Raw genomic sequence first — 18,243 nt, 5'->3', positions numbered from 1 at the left:
TAGGTGCATTGTTTACTAGTTTAAAAGAGAAAATTAGGAATTTAAATAAATAGATTGAAGAGGAGTGAAGTAAGGTGAAAAATAGAGTTGTAATCACAGGAATAGGAGCAGTTACGCCTATAGGAAATAATGTTAGCACTTTTTGGAATAATATAAAAGAAGGCATATGTGGAGTAAATGAAATAACAGCCTTTGATACAGCAGACTACAAGGTTAAATTAGCTGCGGAAGTTAAGGATTTTAAGGCAGAAGATCATATTGATAAAAGAGATGCTAGAAGAATGGATAGATTTTGTCAATTTGCTATAGCAGCAGCTGATGAAGCTGTAAAATGTTCTGCACTTAATCTTGATGAAATAGACTCAGAAAGATTTGGTGTAATAGTTGGTTCAGGAATTGGTGGAATAATTACTATAGAAGAACAGCATAAAAAACTTTTAGAAAAGGGACCAAAGAGAGTATCTCCTTTCTTTATTCCTATGATAATAAGTAATATGGCTGCTGGAAATATTGCAATTAAGTATGGTGCTAAAGGGATATGTACTACAGTAGTAACCGCTTGTGCTACAGGAACACATGCTATTGGAGAAGCTTTCCATAATATTAGGAATGGGTTGTCTGATATTATTATAGCTGGAGGCGCCGAAGGGTCAATTACTCCTCTAGCAGTAGCGGGGTTCCAATCGCTTACGGCATTAAGTACAAGTAATGATGCAAAAAGAGCCTCTATACCTTTTGATAAAGAACGTGACGGATTTGTTATGGGAGAAGGTTCAGGTATATTAGTGTTAGAGTCTCTTGAACATGCAGTAAAAAGAGGCGCAAAGATATATGGAGAAATTGTTGGCTACGGAGCAACTTGTGATGCTTACCATATGACATCACCAGCACCAGGGGGAGAAGGTGCTGCAAGAGCTATAAATCTAGCAATTTCTGATGCCGATATTAAACCAGAACAATTGTCTTATATAAACGCTCATGGAACAAGTACACCTTACAATGATAAATTTGAAACAGAAGCAATAAAAAGTGTATTTGGAGAAAAAGCTTATGATATACCAATAAGTTCGACAAAGTCTATGACAGGACACTTGCTTGGAGCAGCAGGAGCTATAGAGGCTATTGTTTGTACTAAAGCATTAGAAGAGGGATTTGTACCACCGACTGTAGGTCTTAATGTAAAAGATGAGGAATGTGATTTAGATTATGTTCCAAACAAAGGAAGAGAACAGGAGTTAGAATATGCTCTTTCTAATTCTCTAGGATTTGGTGGACACAATGCATCAATAGTAATAAAGAAATGGAGTGAGAGGTAGGATTATGGATTATAGAGATATTAAAGATATGATAAAATTAATGAGTGAATCTAGACTTACTTCTTTGGAAATAGAGACTGAAGAAATCAGTATAAAAATGAAAAAAACACTAGAAAATGAGGATGTCTCAGTAATAGAAGAAAATCAAAATGATATAAATAAAAAGCAAATTATGCAAGAAATAAGTTTGGAAAATTCAAATTTAGATATAGAAAAGCAAGAAGAGTCTTTACCGCAAAGGATAATTAGTGATAATATTATAACTATAAAATCTCCTATTGTAGGAACTTATTACAGCTCACCAGCTCCAGGTGAAGATACCTTTGTTAAAGAAGGTAGCAAGGTTAAGAAAGGTGAAACTCTTTGTATAATAGAAGCTATGAAGCTTATGAATGAAATAGAAGCAGAAGATGATTATGAAATTGTACAAATATTAGTGCAAAATGAAGATATGGTTGAATATGGTCAGCCAATATTCACCGTAAAAAAGCTTTAAGGGAGAGAAAACTTATGTCATTAAGTATAAAAGAAATACAAGAGATTTTACCACATAGATACCCCTTCTTACTTGTAGATAAAATAGAGGAGATAGAAGAAGGGCAAAAGGCTGTTGGATATAAAAATGTTACTATGAATGAGTATTTTTTTCAAGGACATTTTCCACAAGAGCCTGTTATGCCAGGAGTGTTAATTGTAGAAGCGCTTGCGCAGGTAGGTGCTGTAGCTCTTTTAAGTAAAGAAGAATTTAAAGGCAAGATAGCTTATTTTGGGGGCATAAACAAGGCTAAATTTAGAAGAAAAGTTATTCCAGGAGACGTTATTAAACTAGAAGTAGAAATAATTAAGATGAAAGGACCTGCTGGAATAGGAAAAGGAATAGCTACAGTTAACGGAGAAAAGGCATGTGAAGCTGAATTAATGTTTGCAATAGGTAAGTAATGAAAGGAATTTCAGTTTACTGAAATTTTAGGGGTAGGTGGAAAAATGTTTAATAAAATTTTAATTGCTAATCGTGGAGAAATTGCTGTCAGAGTAATTAGAGCTTGCAGAGAAATGGGCATAGAAACTGTAGCAGTATATTCTGAAGTAGATAGAAATGCGCTTCATGTTCAAATGGCAGATGAAGCAGTTTGCATAGGACCTGGTAAAGCACAGGATAGTTATTTAAACATGGAAAATATAATAAGTGCTACGGTACTAACTGGAGCACAAGCTATTCATCCAGGGTTTGGTTTTTTATCTGAAAACAGCAAATTTGCTCAAATGTGTAAAGAATGTAATATAACTTTCATAGGGCCAGATGCTGAAACTATAGACAATATGGGCAATAAGTCAAAAGCTAGAGAAATAATGTTAAAGTCAGGAGTTCCTGTAATTCCTGGAACAGAAGGAAGCATAGAAACTGTAGAAGATGCTTTAAAAGAAGCGGATAGAATAGGATATCCTATTATGGTAAAGGCTTCAGCTGGAGGCGGAGGAAGAGGCATAAGAATTGTTAGAGCTAAAGAAGAATTAAAAAAAGCTTTTGAAACAGCTAAATCGGAAGCAAAAGTAGCTTTTGGTGATGATACAATGTATATTGAAAAATTTATTGAAAAACCTCGTCATATAGAGTTTCAGATTTTAGCAGATAATTATGGGAATGTTATTCATTTATGTGAAAGAGATTGTTCTATACAAAGAAGAAATCAGAAGGTTTTGGAGGAAGCTCCTAGTCCTGTTATGTCACATGAACTTAGAAAAAAAATGGGTGAAGTTGCAGTTAAAGCAGCAAAATCTGTTAATTATAAAAGTGTGGGAACAATAGAGTTTTTGGTTGATAAGAATTTTAATTTTTATTTTATGGAAATGAATACAAGAATACAAGTAGAACATCCAATAACAGAAATGATAACAGGAGTAGATTTAGTAAAAGAGCAAATAAGAGTTTCCGCAGGAGAAAAAATTGAATTTTCACAAGAAGATATAGATATTAAAGGGCATTCCATAGAATGTAGAATTAATGCAGAAAATCCTAAAAAAGGTTTTAGACCTTCACCAGGAACTATAACTTTAGAACATTTGCCAGGAGGAAGTGGAGTTAGAATAGACAGTTCTATATACCAAGGATATACTATACCCCCTACTTATGATTCTATGGTTGCTAAATTAATAGTGCATGGCGCAGATAGAAAAGAAGCCATAAGTAAGATGAAGAGATCACTTGAAGAGTTTCTTATAGATGGAATAGATACAAATATAGAATTTCAGTTGAATATACTGTACAATGATAGTTTTCAAAAGGGAGATTATGATACAGGATTTATCCAAAGCAACGAAGATACGTTGTTTTAAGGTAGGTGAATATCATGTTTAAATTTAAACCAGTTTTTAAAAAAAGAAAATATATAACTTTAAAAAATGCTGTGGATAAAATTGAAAATAAAGAAGAAGTAGCTCCTAATATCCCAGGTGGTATGTGGATTAAGTGCAACACTTGTGGAAATATAATGTATAAAAAAGATTTAGAGGATAATGCTAAAGTCTGCACATCTTGTGGTAAATACTATAGAATGAATGCTAAAGAAAGAATTGAATTAGTTATAGATACAGGAACTTTCAGAGAGATAGACCGAGATTTAAAAACTGTAAATCCGTTAGATTTTCCACAATATGAAGATAAGGTTGCAAAGTCAAAAGAAGAAACGGGGTTAGAGGAAGGCTTTGTAGCTGGATACGGTAAGATATATGGAAAAGATGTTGTAATAGGAGTTATGGACAGTAATTTTATGATGGGAAGTATGGGATCTGTAGTCGGTGAAAAAATAACAAGAGCTATAGAAAAAGCTACAGAGGAAAGGCTACCAGTAATTATTTTTACTGCTTCAGGTGGGGCGCGAATGCAAGAAGGAATGTATTCACTTATGCAAATGGCAAAGACAAGTGCTGTGGTAGGAAGACATAGTGAAGCAGGGCTTCTATACATACCTATAATTACTGATCCCACAACAGGAGGGGTTACAGCTAGTTTTGCTATGCTTGGAGATATAATACTATCAGAGCCGGGAACAATAATTGGTTTTGCAGGAAGAAGGGTTATAGAACAAACTATAAGACAAAAACTTCCAGAAGATTTTCAAAAGGCGGAGTTTTTATTAGAGCATGGTTTTTTAGATAAGATAGTTGAGAGAAAAGAGTTGAAAAAGACTTTATATAAGATTGTTGATATGCACTAGGAAGAGGTGGTGTTAAGTTATGCTAGAGTGTGAGAAAAAAATTAAAGAACTTGCTAAAAAAATAGAGGAATTAGTTGAGTTTGCTAAAGAAAAAAATGTGGATTTATCTTCTGAAATTAATAAATTAGAGAATGAACTTGAGGAATTTAAAAACGAAGCTTATAAAAATTTAACTCCTTTAGATAAATTAACATTAGCTAGAGTTTTAGAACGTCCAACCTCTCTTGATTATATACAAGGAATTTTTGATTCATTTATAGAACTTCATGGAGATAGGTATTACAAGGATGATCCTGCAATTATAGGGGGACTTGCAAAGTTAAATGGAATGCCTGTTACAGTTATAGGACAACAAAAAGGAAGAAATGTTAAAGAAAATATCAAAAGAAATTTTGGAATGCCAAATCCTGAAGGGTATAGAAAAGCATTAAGGTTAATGAAGCAAGCTGAAAAATTTAAAAGACCAGTAATTTGTTTTATAGATACACCAGGAGCTTTCCCAGGTATGGGTGCAGAAGAAAGAGGGCAAGGAGAAGCTATTGCAAAAAATTTAATGGATATGGCTAGCTTAAAAACCCCAATAATTTCTATAGTTATAGGTGAAGGCGGAAGTGGAGGAGCCTTAGCTTTGTCTGTAGGTGATGAGATATGGATGCTAGAGCATTCAGTATATTCAGTTCTTTCACCAGAAGGATTTGCAAGCATTCTTTGGAAGGATGCTTCAAGAGTAAAAGAGGCTGCAGCTATTATGAAAATCACAGCCCAAGATTTAAAAAATTATGGAATGATAGATAAAGTAATAGAAGAACCTCAAGGAGGAGCTCATAAAAATCCTGATGAAATAATTTCAAGAGTGAAAGAACATTTACTTAAAGTACCATTTAAAGAAAGACTAGAAAATATTGAAGAAACTTTAAGTGAAAGATATAGTAAGTTTAGAAATGTAGGATCGGTTTTAGAATAATTTTTAGTATCAATATTATTTAAATTAAAAAAACAGTTAATGAAAAACTTGATTTTTCATTAACTGTTTTTGTTATTATTATAAAAGAAGCTATACCTTAATGAGATTAGGCTTATTATAATAAGGTTGCATAGCAACATTTTTCTAAGCTGCAGCATTTGTACTAGTGAATCTTTCGCTATAAACAAATTTTAAAAGTATAGGTGTTAAGAGCGTTGTTATAATAACTACGGATATGATAGGAGCAAAGAATTGTTTGTTCAGGATTCCAACAGCAGCTCCTTTATTAGCAACAATTAAAGCTACCTCACCTCTTGAAACCATACCAACACCAATTTGTAAACAACTATTTCTATTATATCCACATATTTTAGCACCTAACCCACAACCTATAACCTTAGTTAAGATGGCTACAAGTGTTAATATTAAGGTAAATATTAACATAGAACTATTGTTAGTTGTTAATGTCATATTTATTCCTATGCTTGCGAAAAAAATTGGAGATAGTAAAAGGAAAGAAATATTTTCAATTTTCTTTTTAACATAATTTGAGTATATTGTATTAGATATTACTACTCCAGCAATATAGGCACCAGTAATATCAGCTACACCAAAATATTCTTCCGCAATAAAAGCCATAATTAAACAAAACGAAAAGGCAAATAAGGCAATTCTACGTTTTAAACCAACACGATCACTTATAAGAGAAAAAATCTTTCTAAATAAGAGACCTATAAGTGTAGCAATTAAGAAAAATGCTACTATTTTTAATAATACAATGCTTATATTAATCGATGAATCTTTGGTACTTGTTATTAGCGTTAGAAGAATTATACCTAAAATGTCATCTATAATTGCAGCACCTAATATTGCAAAACCTGAACTGGTTTTTAATTTGCCAAGCTCTTGAAGAGTCTCTACAGTAATACTTACAGAGGTAGCTGTTAAAATAACGCCTATAAATATATTTTGTAGTAATTCTTTATTAGGTAGATTTAATAAAATTTTTCCCTCATTGAATAAACTCGCAGCTATAAAACCACCTAATAGGGGAACAATAACACCTATAAGGGCAATAACAAAAGATGCTTTCCCACATTTTTTTAGTTCCTTAAAGTCTGTTTCTAGACCAGCTTCAAACATTAATACAATAACACCAAGTTCAGCCATTTTAGATATGAAATCTGTTTCGTGAACAATACCCAAGAATGATGGGCCGAGAATAATACCAGCTAATAATGCACCAACCACTTGAGGCATCTTAATTCGTCTAGTAAATAATCCTAAAGTTTTAGTGCTTAGTAAAATAATAGCTAGGTCTAACAAAAAATGAATAGATAACATGATGGAATTCCCCCTGTAAATAGTGATAAACGATATATTGAAATGATCTTAAAATAATAAATATTCTGAAATCAAAATAATTATAGCACTTATACAGGAAAAGTAAACAATAAAAGTAAAAAAATAGATATAAAGTAAAGGAGAATAAATATAAAAAAATGTTGAATAAATATAAAGATAGATGTATAATAATACAAAGAAATAAATTCGGATTTAGGGGGAAATATGTATGATTAAGAATAAGAAATTTAAAGCCATAATATTTTCAATGATATTATGCTTAGCTGCTGGTTTTACAGGATGCGGCAAAAAAGCTGAGGCTCCTTCAGCAGACAATAAACAAAAAGTAGAGAATAAATCAGAAGGTGGAGAAGTTGATAGAATAAAAAAATCTGGTAAGTTAGTTCTTGGAACTTGTGCAGATTATCCACCATATGAATTCCATAAGAAAGTAAATGGAAAAGATGAAATTATTGGTTTTGACATTGAAATAGCTAAAGAGATAGCTAAAGATCTTGGTGTTAAATTAGAAATAAAAGATATGGGATTTGATGGACTTATACCATCACTTCAAACAGGAAAAGTAGATCTTTTAATATCTGGAATGACACCAGATGAGAAAAGAAAAAAGGAAGTTGACTTTACAAAATTATATTATAAAGCAGAACAAGCTATAATGATTAGAACTGAAGATAAAGATAAGTTTAAGAGCTTAGACGATTTTACAGGTAAGAAAATAGGAGCTCAAAAGGCATCAATTCAAGATGAAATTGCAAGAAAACAAATTAAAAATGCTAGTATAGTTTCATTAAGTAAGGTTACAGACTTAACATTATCTCTTAAAACGAAGAGATGTGATGCAATAGTTGTAGAAGGACCTGTTGCAAAGTCTTATGCAGCTAAAAACCCCGATATAGTGGTAGCTAATGTTAAAGTGGATAATATCGGAGAAGGTGCAGCAATAGCTGTTAAAAAAGGAAGTACTGATTTAGTAGAACTTATGAATAAGACTATAGACAAATTAACTTCTGAGGGTAAAATAGATGCTTTTGTTATAAAAGCAAATGAAATGGTTGAATAAATTTTCTAAATAGAAATTTGAATAATTATTTAAAAAAGAATTTTTGTTTAAAATCCATGACAAAAGATAATGACGAAATGTCATTATCTTTTGTTGAGTTAAGTAAATTATAGTTATAAAATAGGAGGAATATTTAGTGGATTTTTCATATTTAGTAGAGTATAATAGTTTCTTTTTAAAAGGAGCGGCTATTACTATATTTTTATCATTTTTTACAGTAATTTTTGGAGCTTTGTTTGGAACGGGATTTGCTTTAATGAAGCTCTCAAAAAGTAAAATTTTAAAAGGAATTTCTTCTGTATTTATAGAAATAGTTAGAGGTACTCCTTTATTAGTACAGTTATATATTCTTTTTTATGGCCTTCCTTTAATGGGAATAACTTTACCAGAAATAAACGCTTTTGGGACAAATTTTACTGATTTTATAGCAGGTATTTTAGCTTTAACTATAAATAGTACTGCATATGTAGCAGAAATTATTAGAGGTGGTATACAATCTATAGATAAAGGACAAATGGAGGCAGCTAGGTCATTAGGTATGGGGCATAAAATGGCTATGAGCCATATTGTTATTCCTCAAGCAGTAAAAAATATTTTACCTGCATTAGGAAATGAGTTTATAACTGTAATTAAAGAATCAGCAATAGTTTCTGTAATTGGAATTCATGAAATAATGTTTAATGCCCAACTAGTAACAGGAGTAACATTTAAGCCAATAAGTCCATATATTTTTGCTGCTCTAATATACTTTGTTTTAACCTTCGGACTATCAAAATTAATAGGGAAATTTGAAAGGAAGATGAAGATTAGTGATTAAGGTAAATAACTTGCATAAAAAATTTAAAGATATACATGTTTTAAAAGGAATAGATGCGCACATAAAAAAAGGTGAGGTTGTAGTTGTTATTGGACCATCTGGTTCAGGTAAAAGTACTTTCTTAAGATGTTTAAACCTTTTAGAAGAGCCAACAGAAGGTGAGATAATTTTTGAAGGACAATCAATAACGGATAAAGGAGTAAATATTAATAAGCTAAGAGAAAAGATGGGAATGGTGTTCCAACAATTTAATCTTTTTCCTCATCTAAGTGTTTTAAGCAATATTACTATAGCTCCTATTAAGGTTAAAAATATTTCCAAGGAAGAAGCAGAAAAAAGAGCATTGGAATTGTTAGATAGGGTAGGGCTTAAGGACAAGGCAAAAGTATATCCTAAACAGCTTTCAGGAGGTCAAAAGCAAAGAATAGCAATAGCAAGAGCATTAGCTATGTCGCCAGATGTTATGCTTTTTGATGAACCGACTTCAGCTTTAGATCCTGAAATGGTTGGAGAGGTTTTAGAAGTTATGAAAGAACTTGCAAAAGAAGGAATGACAATGGTAGTAGTAACTCATGAAATGGGATTTGCAAGGGAAGTAGCAGATAGAGTGTTCTTTATGGATGGAGGAGTTATTTCAGAGGAAGGTACTCCAGAGGAAATATTTAGCAATCCGAAAAATGATAGAACTAAAGATTTTTTAAGTAAAGTGCTTTAGTTAATGACTGTAAATAGTGATTAGGTACTAGAAGCAAAATACAATTGCTAATCATTATTTATTAAAAGAATAGAATAAATGCTTTTATGAATCTAGAGATTAGTAATTAAATTTTAGACTGTAAGTTAATATTGAGGAGGTTTTTCTTAGGAAAAGCCTCTTTTTAGTTTATAGTTTAAGTTATATAGATTAAATAAAAGTTAAGGAAAAATAAGATAGAGAATAAAACTAAATTTTTGTGATTTAAAGGGTTGTCCGTTGGCATAAAATAAGGGAATAAAATATATTTATATACTAGATATTAATATTAATTAAGGGACGCCTATGTTAGAGAATGGTATTGAAAGAGATTTAATGAGTGATTCTAACTTAAACTATGATAGAAAAGCAGCAAAAGAATATGCCGAAAATTACGGATTAACACCTAATAGGAAAGAGTATCCTTATTTTAAAGACAATGATTGTGCTAATTTTGTCTCTCAGGTTTTAAGGGCAGGAGGAATGGATGAGGAAGGAAGAGAGTGGGATGAATTTAAATCATGGTTTTGTAATACTACTGATGAGAACAACCTTACTAAAATATCATTAACGTGGAGAAGTGCTCGTTATTTTAGACGGTATTGGAGTAATGAAAATGGAATTGGTAGAAACAGAGCTTTTGCAACAGCTACAATAACAGTACAGCAGACGCTAGATAATTTTGAGAGAATTTATTTTTTATTGAAAGAGGGAGATGTAGTACAATATGGAGATCCCTTTAATGGTAATTTACCATACCATACTCAAGTAATACATGATAAAGGTTTCAATTGGAAAATAAAAAAATATGATCTCTTTATGGCACAGCATACTAAAAATAGTATATATGTATCTTTATACAATTATCTTATTAGATTAGAGAATAAAAATGAGAGATTTGTTTATATTTATAAAATTAAAAACGATTAAAAAAAAATTAACCCTAAACTAATTTAGAAATATATTAATTAGTTTAGGGTTGAAAATTAAGTTGTTAAAAATAATGTTATAATTAATGAAGAAATTAGTATAGATCCATAATCTAAATTTAAAAAGTTAAGGATTGATAATATGAAGAACATTATAAAAATATCAGTAAGGGGTCTAGTGGAATTTGTTCTTAGATCAGGAGATTTAATAAATGCTTTTGTAGGAAGTAGTAGAAATACAGATGCTATAAAAGCACATCAGAAGATACAAAAGGCTGCGCCAAAAGAATATATGCCTGAAGTAACTCTTTCTTATATAGTTGAAAAAGAAGACGTGAATTTAGAGATAAGTGGGCGCGCAGATGGGATAATTGAATATGAAAATAATATAATAATAGATGAAATAAAAACTACAACAACTCCGTTAGAATTTGTAGAGGAAGACTATAATGAACTTCATTGGGCACAAGCTAAGTGTTATGCATACATCTATTCTAAAGAAAATAAAATTAACAATATAGATGTTCAGTTGACCTATTATCAAATGGATACAAAAGAGATAAAAAGGTTTTTAAAAAGTTATACTTTTAAAGAATTAGAGGCTTTCTTTTATGATTTAGTAGAAAAGTACTTACATTGGGCTAGAATACTAAAGGAAAATTATGAAAAAAGAGATGAATCAATAAAAAAACTAACATTTCCTTTTAAAGAATATAGAGAAGGACAGAGAAAATTAGCAGTTTCTGTTTATAAAACTATTGAGGAAGGGAAAATTATATTCGCACAAGCACCTACAGGAATAGGTAAAACAGCTGCGACTTTATTTCCTAGCATAAAGGCAATGGGAGAAGGACATACATCAAAAATATTTTATTTAACAGCAAAAACAATAACAAGAACAGCTGGTGAAAAAGCTTTAAACAGCATGTGTGATAAAGGGCTTAAGATAAAAAGCGTTACTCTTACAGCTAAAGATAAAATATGCTTTAAGGAAGAAACAGTATGTGATCCGGAAAAGTGTGAATATGCAAAAGGTCATTTTGATAGGATAAATAAGGCCATAGAAGATATTTTCAAGGAAGATAATTTTTCTAGAACGTTGATTGAAGAATATGCTAAAAAACATATAGTATGTCCATTTGAATTTTCTTTAGATTTAACTAATTACACTGATTGCGTTATATGTGACTATAACTATGTTTTTGATCCGAAGGTATACCTAAAAAGATTTTTTGGAGATACTAGTACAGACTGTGTGTTTTTAATAGATGAAGCACATAATCTTGTAGATAGGGCAAGAGAGATGTTTTCTTCAGAGATTAGTAAAAAGGAGATATTAGATTTAAAAAAAATGTCCAAAAGTGAAGCTATAGAGGTTTCAAAGAAGCTGAATAAACTTAATTCTATTATGGTTACTTTTAGAAAAAAATGTGAGGGAAATAATAATTATTACATACAAGGCGAGGTACCAGAGGATATAGTTAATTTACTTAGGGAGTTTACATATTGTGCTGAAAAATGGCTTCTGGAAAATAAAAAAAATGAAAATGAATTAAAAGATAAACTCTTAGAATTTTATTTTAAAGCATTAGGATTTATACGTACTTATGAAGAATATGATGAAAGATATATAACTTATTGTGAGAAAACTTATGAAGATACAAAGCTTAAATTATTTTGTTTAGATCCTTCTTATCTTTTAGGGGAGGCTATGAAGAGAGGAAAATCTACTGTGTTATTTTCTGCTACTCTTATGCCTATGAATTATTTTATAGATATATTGGGTGGAGATGAAATGTCATATAGGCTTAGGCTCAAAACTCCGTTTAAAAAAGAAAATTTATGTTTATTAGTTGACAATAAAATATCAACTAAATATAACCATAGAGAATTTACTTATGACAGAATAGTGGAGGATATTGAGCATATTATAAAAAGTAAAAAAGGCAATTATATTGTGTTTTTTCCATCTTATAAATATATGAATGAAATTTATATTAGGCTGTGTGATAAGAATCCTGAAGTTAATACAATATATCAGACAATAGGTATGAGTGAAGAAGAAAGAGAAGATTTTTTAAGTGCTTTTTCGGAAGAAAATAAAGACGGACTATTAGGATTTGCAGTTATGGGAGGAATATTTTCAGAAGGGATTGATTTGACAGGAGACAAATTAATAGGAACTATAATTGTAGGAGTAGGGCTTCCACAGATATGTTTAGAAAGAAATATTATAAGAGATTATTTTAAAACTAAAAATGGTAGGGGATTTGAATATGCTTATATGTATCCTGGAATGAATAAAGTAATGCAAGCTTCTGGAAGAGTTATACGAACAGAAAAAGATAGAGGAATAGTATTACTTATAGATGAAAGGTTTTCTTACCCAAGTTATAAAGAGTTATTTCCACCAGAGTGGAAGCATGGAATTATTTGTAAAAATCAAAATCATCTTCAAGAGAGTGTAAAAAATTTTTGGCAAAAAGGGGGGATACGTTAGAGATTAAAAAATATTCTTAAAATATTACTATAAATATAAGATTTATTAATAGAGAAAGTTTTCATAAAATTAAAAAAAGATAGTTGACATACGAACTTTTGTTCGGTATACTTAGTTTAGTAATATTTAAGAGCGGAGGGTTTTATATGCAAGATGGCAGTAACTTTTTTGTAAGAGTTAACTATTCCATAGAAAGAGACAACTCCAGGGAAAACAATAGAAGAGCGTACATAAGAAATATAACAGATGTAAATGAGGGAAGATATTTAATTGGAGGAGGATTTTTTACTAAAGATAGAGGATCTTTTGTTTTTAAAGCTAAGACTTTAAAAGAAGCAAATGAGATAGCTAAAAATAATATTTTTATAAAAAATAAGTATTGTAAATATGAATTGATAATTTTAGATAATAGAGTACCATTGGCTTAATATTAATAATATTATTAATTTAAATTTATAATATTATTAAAAATGGAATGCATTGGATAAAATTTAAGAAATATTTAAGGCAGTAGATCTATGAAATCTATTGTTTTTTTTTGATATAATAAAGTAAGATCATAACACTAGAATATACTAATATCCTAAATAAATAGGATTTTTGGCTTGAATGAGGTTAGAATTTATGTAAAAGCTAGAAAGTATTATCCGGGATTTATATATTGTGGATAAAAAATTTCTTGAAAGAGGGTCTAAAAATGAAGGTAGAAATATTGGCTGTTGGCACAGAGTTATTATTAGGAAATATAGTTAATACAAATGCTCAATATATAGCAACTCGATTAGCGGACTTAGGAATAGATGTATATCATCAAGCAGTAGTAGGAGATAATAGTGAAAGATTGTTAAAAGCTTACGAACAAGCATTTGAAAGGGCAGATTTAGTAATAACAACAGGAGGACTTGGACCTACAAAAGATGATATTACAAAAGAAGTAGCCTTCGATTATTTTGGAAAAACTGCAATTTTGCATGAGGATATTTTAAAAACAATAGAGGAATATTTTAAAAAAATTAATAAGGATATGGTTGAAAGCAATAAAAAGCAGGCATATTTTCCTGAAGATGCTATCATATTGAACAATAAAGTAGGAACAGCACCTGGATGTATTATAGAAAGTAATAATAAGATTTTAATAGTTCTTCCAGGACCACCTAAAGAAATGAAGCCTATGTTTGAAGATTGTGTAGTTCCATATTTGATGAAATATCAAGACGGGGTATTGGCTTCCAAGGTTTTAAGAGTTATAGGAGTGGGCGAAAGCGCTACAGCAGAAATTATAGAAGATATTATAGATACAGGTAAAAATCCTACAGTAGCAACTTATGCAAAAGATAATGAAGTTACTATAAGATTAACTTCAAAAGCAAAAACTGAAGATGATGCTTTTGAACTTATTAAACCTGTGGAAGAAGAAATAAAAAAGAGATTAGGTATAGCCGTTTACGCAGAAGGAGATGTTTCCCTTGAAGATACTGTTGGTAAGATTCTTATAGAAAATAATCTTACAATATCGACTGCTGAGTCATGCACTGGAGGACTCTTAGCAAGTAAATTAATAAATTATCCTGGAATTTCGTCTGTATTTAAAGAAGGAGCTATTACATATTCTAATGATTCAAAAATAAAAAGATTAAAAGTTAAAAAAGAAACTTTAGAAAAATTTGGAGCAGTAAGTAGTCAAGTGGCTGCAGAAATGGCAGAGGGAATTGCAAAGGTAACCAATTCTAATATAGGGTTATCCACTACAGGGATAGCTGGCCCTTCTGGTGGTAGTCTTGAAAAACCAGTAGGTCTTGTATATATAGGACTATATATAAAGGGAGAAGTTAGAACCAAAGAACTTCATTTAACTGGTGACAGACAAAGGATAAGAAATACAGCAGTAATTAGAGCAATAGACTGGCTTAGAATTGAACTTTTAAGAAAACAATGAATAAGTATAAAAAATTATATATATACTTGTAATATATTATAAAATTGTGATGTGTTTTAAAATATGCTAGATGAGATTTTAGACTAAATTAAGATCAAAAGGAGATTTAAAGAATGGATACTGTTATTATTATAGATTCGAGTAGTGATTTACCATTGGAATTTATAGAAGAGAATAAAATACCGTTTTTAGGGCTAATATGCCATTTAGATGGAGAAGATTATGTAGATGATTTTGGTAAAACATTAACTTATGAGAAGTTTTATAGTAAGATTAGACAGGGTTCTATGCCGACTACTTCTCAAATAAATGTTTATAGATTTCATGAAATATTTAAAAAGTATGCACAAGAAGGTAAATCGATAATCTATTTAGCTATGTCTTCACAAATGAGTGGATGCTATAGTAGTGCAGTAATTGCAAAACAACAAGTAGAAGAAGAAATAGAAGATGTTGATATAAGTGTAATAGATACTAAATCTGCATGTATTGGAGAAGGAATTATTGTTTATTATGCTTATGAAATGTTGAAAAATGGATCATCAAAAGAAGAGATTATAAATTGGATTGAAGATAATAAATTAAAAGTACATCATTGGTTTATAGTAGAAGACCTTATACACTTAAAAAAAGGTGGTAGGCTTTCTGCTACTAAAGCTAATATAGGTACTTTGCTTCAAATTAAGCCTACTATATATATTGATAAAGAAGGAAATCTTCAGAATATAAATAATGTGCGAGGAAGAAAGAAAGCAATAAAAGCTTTATTAGACAGAATGGAAGAAAATATAATTATAGATGAGAATACTGTCATAGGTATAAGTCATGGAGATTGCATTGAAGATGCTTTAAATTTAAGGGACATAATCCTTGAAAAGTATAAAATTAAGAAAGTAATAATAAATCATGTAGGCCCTGTTATTGCTTCTCATACAGGAGCTGGAATGCTTTCAATATGTTTTATTGGTAAGGATAGGGTTATTTAAAAACAGGAATGTATTTATAATAATATGAATGAATAAAATCTAGTGAAATGCAAAATTTTCGCTAGATTTTTTGTGCAAAAATATTTGATTTTAAGAGAAAAACTTTATAATTTATTGACAAGCTTATAATATAGTGATATTATTATTTTGTGCTCGTATGAAAAACATATGTATTTTATACAAAGACGTGATTGGAACAACGAGTGGGGGCTTATATATAGAATAGGTTTATTACCTAGTTAGTTACAGATATTGTTTTTGGTATTATAGTTGGGGCAGTATCAAAATCAATGGGGCTAATTTTAGATCATATTAAGAGGAGTTACAACTTTTTATATGATAGGGCGTATAGTTGGTACTATGTTTAAGAAAGGTAATTAAAAGACTAGTTTACTGAATTAAATTTAGAATAGTTTCTAACTATATAACAAACACACATAAGTAGATTATTATTTATGTGTGTTTGTTATATTATTATAGAGAAATCTTTATATGAAACTACGATTATGAGAATAAGCAAGATTGTCATAATAATTTTTATCAAGTTGAACTTATTATTTAAAGTTTTTATATTTAGTGGCAATTTATTATCACCTTCTTATAAGTATTTATAATATCATTTTATATCATAAAGAAAAACTCATTGTGACAAAATAGTTACAATATTGAGAAGATTTGGTCTATAAATAGAATCTAGTGAAAATACCAATTTCACTAGATTCTATTTATATTTAGATAGCTGATACTTATACATTAATAGTATCATAACATAAATTATTTAAGGCATGATCTTATTAAGATTTATCATTCCTAAGCCTTGAAGAGATTTTGGAAAATTAAGCATATTAGTTGATAATTTTATAAGGGAACATATATCTTTAAACGTTAAGTTTGGGTTATTCTCATACAATAAAGCACAAACTCCACTTATATATGCGGCAGCAATAGATGTACCGGTGTATACTGTATATGGCTGTTCTAGTGGTTGAGGATAGAGCTTTTTACCATTTCTTTCGGAAATATAATATATGTTTGAATTTAATGAGCATATGTTTACACAAGCAGCAGATAAATCCGGTTTTTCAAATCTGTTATTTGGGCATGAAGAAGAACCAAGATAAGGTGTTTTATGTGAGGTTGTATCAATACCACCAACAGTTAAGCAATCTTTAAGTAAGGCAATACCTCGCATAGAATACTCCAAATTAGTGTTATGTCCACTTGGAACAACAATAATGATATTTTTTTCTACAGCCATATGAAATAGCTTAGAAAAAAGAGACAATATAAATTCATCATATTCTATAATTTCAAAAGGAAGGCAGATTACTTTAACGTTATATTTTTCGCTATTATTTATTAAAATATCAATTGCTTCTAGAATTTGAGATATATATCCTCTACCCAATTTGTTAAAAGCTTTAATCATATAAATATTACTTTTTTCTGCTATACCTTTATACATTCCTTTTGAACTGTAGCCACTAGATGATAGTATTCCACTTATAAATGTACCATGACCATTATCATCATAAGGATAATGAAGATTATTTATAAGGTCAGTAAATTCTGCAATTTTGTTATTAGGTTTTTTTAAATCAGGGTGAGGATACACTCCACTATCTACAAGTCCAATACAAACTCCTTTTCCTGTTAGATTATATTTGCTTTCAAAGGATATTCCATTAGCAGATAATATGCTACTCCCACATAGGAGTGCATAATTATCAAAAGTAATATAATCTATTTCAGGATATTCTGTAAGCTTTTCAATTGTTTTTGAAGAAAGAAGGCATGAAATACAACCTATAGAAGCTGTAGAAGAAATGATTTCGTTGTTATATTTTTTTATTATATTTTGTATTTTCGGGTAAAGAGTAAGGCTTTTACAGTGAATAATAACCCTATATTTTTTATATACTTTGTTTTTCATAGCATTTCTTAAGTTATAATCTATTTTATTTTTTATAGAAAACATAGAAAGCCTCCTAGTGGAATAATCTATTATATAATATAGTATTGTTATCAAGTAAATGTTAATAAAAAAATTATGGTTATATTATAGTTTACAGAAAATAGGGATGATTATTATGAGTAAAAAATTAATGAAAAAATTTTTTATAGATTATTAAATAAAGTATATATTCCTTATGATTTAAGAAATAATAATGAATCAAATCTTCTTCATATATCTGATACACCAGAAACATTTTATCCTGCATTAAAGAATATTATAGAAATTATCAATCCAAAATATATAGCTCATACAGGAGATTTAGTAGATAATATAAAATAGAAATATTTCCAGCATCTATAAATAGATATGAAAAAAAACTTAAAATATTAATAAATATATTAGAAGAATCTCAAACAGAAAAAATATATTTATGTATAGGTAATTATAACAATAAGGAATTAGTAG

Annotated in this window: 16 protein-coding genes; 14 read left to right on the top strand and 2 right to left on the bottom strand. The window is 29.8% G+C overall.

The features are described 5' to 3' along the window. The first annotated feature begins 74 nt into the window (after positions 1 to 74). The 6 genes from fabF to OW729_RS05910 are packed head-to-tail and all read left to right on the top strand — an operon-like array spanning position 75 to position 5,495. A complete protein-coding gene (fabF, locus tag OW729_RS05935) occupies positions 75 to 1,316 on the top strand; it encodes a beta-ketoacyl-ACP synthase II (RefSeq protein ID WP_268060559.1) in 1,242 nt (413 codons plus the stop codon). A 4-nt stretch (positions 1,317 to 1,320) separates the two neighbouring features. Continuing rightward, positions 1,321 to 1,812 (top strand): acetyl-CoA carboxylase biotin carboxyl carrier protein, encoded by a 492-nt coding sequence (gene accB, locus OW729_RS05930; RefSeq protein WP_268060558.1) that lies wholly within the window; start codon positions 1,321 to 1,323, stop codon positions 1,810 to 1,812. A 14-nt stretch (positions 1,813 to 1,826) separates the two neighbouring features. After that, complete coding sequence (gene fabZ / locus OW729_RS05925; RefSeq protein WP_268060557.1) at positions 1,827 to 2,255, top strand: 3-hydroxyacyl-ACP dehydratase FabZ; 429 nt, start codon at positions 1,827 to 1,829, stop codon at positions 2,253 to 2,255. 45 nt (positions 2,256 to 2,300) lie between these two features. After that, on the top strand, positions 2,301 to 3,650 hold the full coding sequence (locus OW729_RS05920) for an acetyl-CoA carboxylase biotin carboxylase subunit (protein WP_268060556.1): 1,350 nt from the start codon (positions 2,301 to 2,303) through the stop codon (positions 3,648 to 3,650). A gap of 14 nt (positions 3,651 to 3,664) precedes the next feature. Beyond that, positions 3,665 to 4,531 carry an acetyl-CoA carboxylase, carboxyltransferase subunit beta gene (gene accD / locus OW729_RS05915; protein WP_268060555.1) on the top strand — a complete coding sequence of 289 codons (867 nt, stop codon included), beginning with the start codon at positions 3,665 to 3,667 and terminating at the stop codon, positions 4,529 to 4,531. Between the two features lie 19 nt (positions 4,532 to 4,550). Continuing rightward, positions 4,551 to 5,495 carry an acetyl-CoA carboxylase carboxyltransferase subunit alpha gene (locus OW729_RS05910; RefSeq protein ID WP_268060554.1) on the top strand — a complete coding sequence of 315 codons (945 nt, stop codon included), beginning with the start codon at positions 4,551 to 4,553 and terminating at the stop codon, positions 5,493 to 5,495. Between the two features lie 144 nt (positions 5,496 to 5,639). Here OW729_RS05910 and OW729_RS05905 read toward each other — a convergent pair whose 3' ends face one another. Next, positions 5,640 to 6,839 carry a cation:proton antiporter gene (locus tag OW729_RS05905; RefSeq protein ID WP_268060553.1) on the bottom strand — a complete coding sequence of 400 codons (1,200 nt, stop codon included), beginning with the start codon at positions 6,837 to 6,839 and terminating at the stop codon, positions 5,640 to 5,642. A 229-nt stretch (positions 6,840 to 7,068) separates the two neighbouring features. Here OW729_RS05905 and OW729_RS05900 point away from each other — a divergent pair, with 229 nt between their 5' ends. From OW729_RS05900 to OW729_RS05865, 8 genes are all read left to right on the top strand, one after another. Beyond that, positions 7,069 to 7,920 carry an ABC transporter substrate-binding protein gene (locus OW729_RS05900; RefSeq protein WP_268060552.1) on the top strand — a complete coding sequence of 284 codons (852 nt, stop codon included), beginning with the start codon at positions 7,069 to 7,071 and terminating at the stop codon, positions 7,918 to 7,920. 136 nt (positions 7,921 to 8,056) lie between these two features. After that, entirely contained in the window at positions 8,057 to 8,737 is a 681-nt protein-coding gene (locus tag OW729_RS05895; protein ID WP_268060551.1) for an amino acid ABC transporter permease, read from the top strand. Then, positions 8,730 to 9,452, top strand: coding sequence for an amino acid ABC transporter ATP-binding protein (locus tag OW729_RS05890; protein ID WP_268060550.1), 723 nt, complete (start codon positions 8,730 to 8,732; stop codon positions 9,450 to 9,452). The genes OW729_RS05895 and OW729_RS05890 overlap by 8 nt, the downstream gene beginning before the upstream one ends. A gap of 324 nt (positions 9,453 to 9,776) precedes the next feature. Then, positions 9,777 to 10,400: an amidase domain-containing protein gene (locus OW729_RS05885; protein ID WP_268060549.1), complete on the top strand. Its 624-nt coding sequence runs from the start codon at positions 9,777 to 9,779 to the stop codon at positions 10,398 to 10,400. Positions 10,401 to 10,541: 141 nt separating this feature from the next. Next, entirely contained in the window at positions 10,542 to 12,899 is a 2,358-nt protein-coding gene (locus OW729_RS05880) for an ATP-dependent DNA helicase (protein WP_268060548.1), read from the top strand. Between the two features lie 146 nt (positions 12,900 to 13,045). Further along, positions 13,046 to 13,327 carry a YciI family protein gene (locus OW729_RS05875; RefSeq protein ID WP_268060547.1) on the top strand — a complete coding sequence of 94 codons (282 nt, stop codon included), beginning with the start codon at positions 13,046 to 13,048 and terminating at the stop codon, positions 13,325 to 13,327. A gap of 269 nt (positions 13,328 to 13,596) precedes the next feature. Next, positions 13,597 to 14,835 carry a competence/damage-inducible protein A gene (locus OW729_RS05870; RefSeq protein WP_268060546.1) on the top strand — a complete coding sequence of 413 codons (1,239 nt, stop codon included), beginning with the start codon at positions 13,597 to 13,599 and terminating at the stop codon, positions 14,833 to 14,835. 113 nt (positions 14,836 to 14,948) lie between these two features. Further along, a complete protein-coding gene (locus tag OW729_RS05865; protein ID WP_268060545.1) occupies positions 14,949 to 15,821 on the top strand; it encodes a DegV family protein in 873 nt (290 codons plus the stop codon). A 778-nt stretch (positions 15,822 to 16,599) separates the two neighbouring features. Here the strand turns inward: OW729_RS05865 and OW729_RS05860 are convergent. Further along, entirely contained in the window at positions 16,600 to 17,799 is a 1,200-nt protein-coding gene (locus OW729_RS05860) for a S8 family serine peptidase (protein ID WP_268060544.1), read from the bottom strand. Between the last annotated feature and the right edge of the window lie 444 nt (positions 17,800 to 18,243).

It is taken from the genome of Clostridium brassicae, from assembly GCF_026738875.1.
GTDB lineage: Bacteria > Bacillota > Clostridia > Clostridiales > Clostridiaceae > Clostridium_H > Clostridium_H brassicae.
This window is presented reverse-complemented; position numbering and strand designations above follow the sequence as displayed.